Source organism: Patescibacteria group bacterium (assembly GCA_028707495.1).
Classification (GTDB): Bacteria; Patescibacteriota; Patescibacteriia; order UBA2591; family JAQWAS01; genus JAQWAS01.
Genome location: JAQWAS010000019.1, coordinates 1 through 2,910 on the forward strand (window position 1 = coordinate 1; position 2,910 = coordinate 2,910).

3 protein-coding genes are annotated in these 2,910 nt (G+C 51.5%); all 3 read left to right on the forward strand.

The features are described 5' to 3' along the window. The coding region (locus PHS07_04235; GenBank protein ID MDD4607502.1) for a GGGtGRT protein at window positions 1-609 on the forward strand (609 nt) is incomplete at its 5' end. A gap of 303 nt (window positions 610-912) precedes the next feature. Then, the gene (locus tag PHS07_04240; protein MDD4607503.1) at window positions 913-1,854 is read left to right on the forward strand and encodes an AEC family transporter; all 942 of its coding nucleotides are present in this window, start codon (window positions 913-915) and stop codon (window positions 1,852-1,854) included. A gap of 298 nt (window positions 1,855-2,152) precedes the next feature. Next, window positions 2,153-2,910 (forward strand): LON peptidase substrate-binding domain-containing protein (locus PHS07_04245; protein ID MDD4607504.1); only part of this gene is annotated, 758 nt, incomplete at its 3' end.

Sequence of the window (2,910 nt, forward strand, 5' to 3'; positions counted from 1 at the left end):
GAGGGCGCCATAGGAATAGCCCGCACGGCCAACAAGGTGCGCAAGGAGCCACTTCAGGTCATACTCAACGGACTGGGCAAGGACGCCGCCTTTATAATATCCCGTATTAACGGCTTTACCTATGTCGAGACGGACTACGACTTCTATGCAAGCGAGCTGAAAATTGTCCGCGAGAAGAAATATTCCGACGGGGACAAGAGCAAGGTGCGCTGCTACGGCGCTAACGATGTCGTCGAGGGCGTGGCGATAATGAAGCATGAGAAGGTGGACGTATCCATCACAGGCAACTCCACCAACCCCACCCGCTTCCAGCACCTTGTCGCGGGGACCTACAAGAAGTGGGCTACCGAAAACAACAAGGCCTATTTTTCCGTCGCGTCGGGCGGCGGTACGGGACGCACCCTGCATCCCGACAATATGGCGGCCGGACCGGCTTCCTACGGGTTGACCGACTCCATGGGACGTATGCACGGCGACGCGCAGTTCGCCGGCTCCTCCTCTGTCCCCGCCCACGTTGAAATGATGGGACTCATCGGCATGGGCAACAATCCCATGGTCGGAGCCACGGTTGCGGTCGCGGTCGCAGTAGAGGAAGCTCTCAAGGTATAGAATATTAAGAATCCCGGGCAAAAACACGCGGGGAGAAAACGTTCTTCGGAAAACGAAGCGATTTCTCCCCGATTTCCATATTGGAAACAATGATTCAACGCACATTATGATTGTAGGGGTCGACCACCGGGCGACCCGCCGTATTCCTTATACATAAGCCACGGGACGCCGAGTCGTCGTCCCCTACAGTCAAAAGAAATTCTCCTTGTCTTGTTAAAAGATATTATATTTTCTGTCACTGCCCCATTACAATAGAAAATAACGGCGGACAATGCGCCGATTACATATATTTTTGGAGTATTTATGCCACAGGTAGATATATCGCTGGTCAGCGGTCGGGTGCTTATCATTTTCCTTACCATGTTTGCGGGAGTATTTGCCCGCAGGCTCAAGCTGATTGACGAAAAGAGCACAAAGCACCTCTCCTCGCTGCTGGTCTACATAACTCAGCCCATGCTAATAATCGACTCCTTCCAGATGGACTACGACGCCTCCAAGCTGCTGGACGGCGCGGCGATATCCGTAGCCTCCGTGGGAGTACACCTGCTGCTCGCCTTCCTGTCCTTCTTCGTATACCGCTTCGTTCGGGATAAGGAGGAGCGCAAGATATACGAATTCGGGACAATCTTCACCAACTGCGCCTTCGTGGGCTACCCCGTCCTCTCGGCGGTGCTGGGGGAGGAGCTGGGTGTGTTCTACGGCTCCTTCTATACAATATTTTTCAACCTCTTTATATGGACCTACGGAATAATTCTGCTTAACCGGGGCAAGGGCGGGACAAAGCTGAACTACTTCAAGGTTTTCGTAAACGCCGGCACCGTGTCCGTCACCCTGGGGATTCTCCTGTACGTTTCAAAAATCAAGCTGCCCTATGTAGTCCACAGCGCCGTGTCCATGGTGGGAGACATGACCTTCCCGCTGTCCATGATAATAGTCGGCTCCCTTGTGGCGCATGTAGACTTCAAGGCGCTGCTGTTTAACTTCAGAACCTACCTGTTTTTATTTATCAAGCTGCTGGTAATCCCCTGTATTGTGATGTTCCTCTGTATAGCTCTTGGGCTGGACAAAAAGCTCGTCTACATCTGCACGCTCATGGCGTCTATGCCCAGCGCATCGAATACCGCCATATTTACGGAGCTGTTCGGCGGGGACGCGAAGCTGGGGGCACGGCTGGTAGGCGTGTCCACGCTGGTGAGCGTGCTGACAATTCCGGCGATAATATATCTTTTGACAACCTTTGCTTAATTGTTAGCATATAGAGAGCATTCAGCAGAAGCATGCTTTTATATTTTATGTGTTCGCTTTGCAATATAAAAATTACCTCCGTTTTATTTTTCTAATAATATCCCTATTTAGTATATTTGTCGCAGAATTGTAACAATTTATTGTGGAAAAAGCCTTATTTCTATGTTATAATAAAATACTTAAATTAATATTGTGGTAATATACATATATCATATAAATGGGATAATTTGTATATATCCGACATGAATTTTACACAAGCCAATCCGCAAACAGCCGCACGGCGGTACAGGAGATAAATATGCACAGACTGTTTGAAAAAGTTGAGAAAATGACGCTGCCAACCCTCATACTGAGGGGATTGGTGGTGTTTCCCGATATACCCATATCATTCGAGGTGAACCGCCCCATATCCAAAAAGGCGCTGGACAAGGCGGGCGCCGACGACAACCTCGTCTTCCTCGTAACGCAGATGGACATATCCGTCGAGGAGCCGAACGAGGAGCACATTTACAGGGTTGGGACAATCGCCAAGATAAAGCAGGTACTCAAGCTGCCCGAGAACAACCTGCGCGTCCTCGTGGAGGGGGTAGGCCGCGCGGAGCTTGTGTCCATGGAGCAGACGGGCGGGGCGTTCTATTCCTCCGTTATGCAGAAAAATATATTCGTCGAGGATAACGGCGGGCTGAAGGGTGAGGCGCTTGTCCGCGAAGCCAGGGGATTGTTCGAGCGCTACACACGCCACCTGCCCAAGGTGTCCGGAGAGTTTGCTGTGGCGGTGCAGGCCATAAACAATCCCGGACAGCTTGCCGACTTCATAGCCGCCAATATAATACTTAAATACGAGCAGAAGCAGCAGATACTCTCGGAGTTCGACCCCATGCGCCGCCTTGAGCTGCTTTGCATAATCATGGAGAGCGAAGATGAAATCCTCTCCCTCGAGCCGCAGATACACCGCAAGGTCAAGGGACAGCTGGACCGCAACCACCGCGACTACTACCTTCGCGAGCAGCTCAAGGTCATCCAGAACGAGCTGGGTGGCGGGGACGGCGACGACGA

What these genes read in the sequence shown, in the direction of transcription:
- PHS07_04240 (MDD4607503.1), top strand. Translation starts at nt 913, where the DNA reads ATGCCACAGGTAGATATATCGCTGGTCAGCGGTCGGGTGCTTATCATT.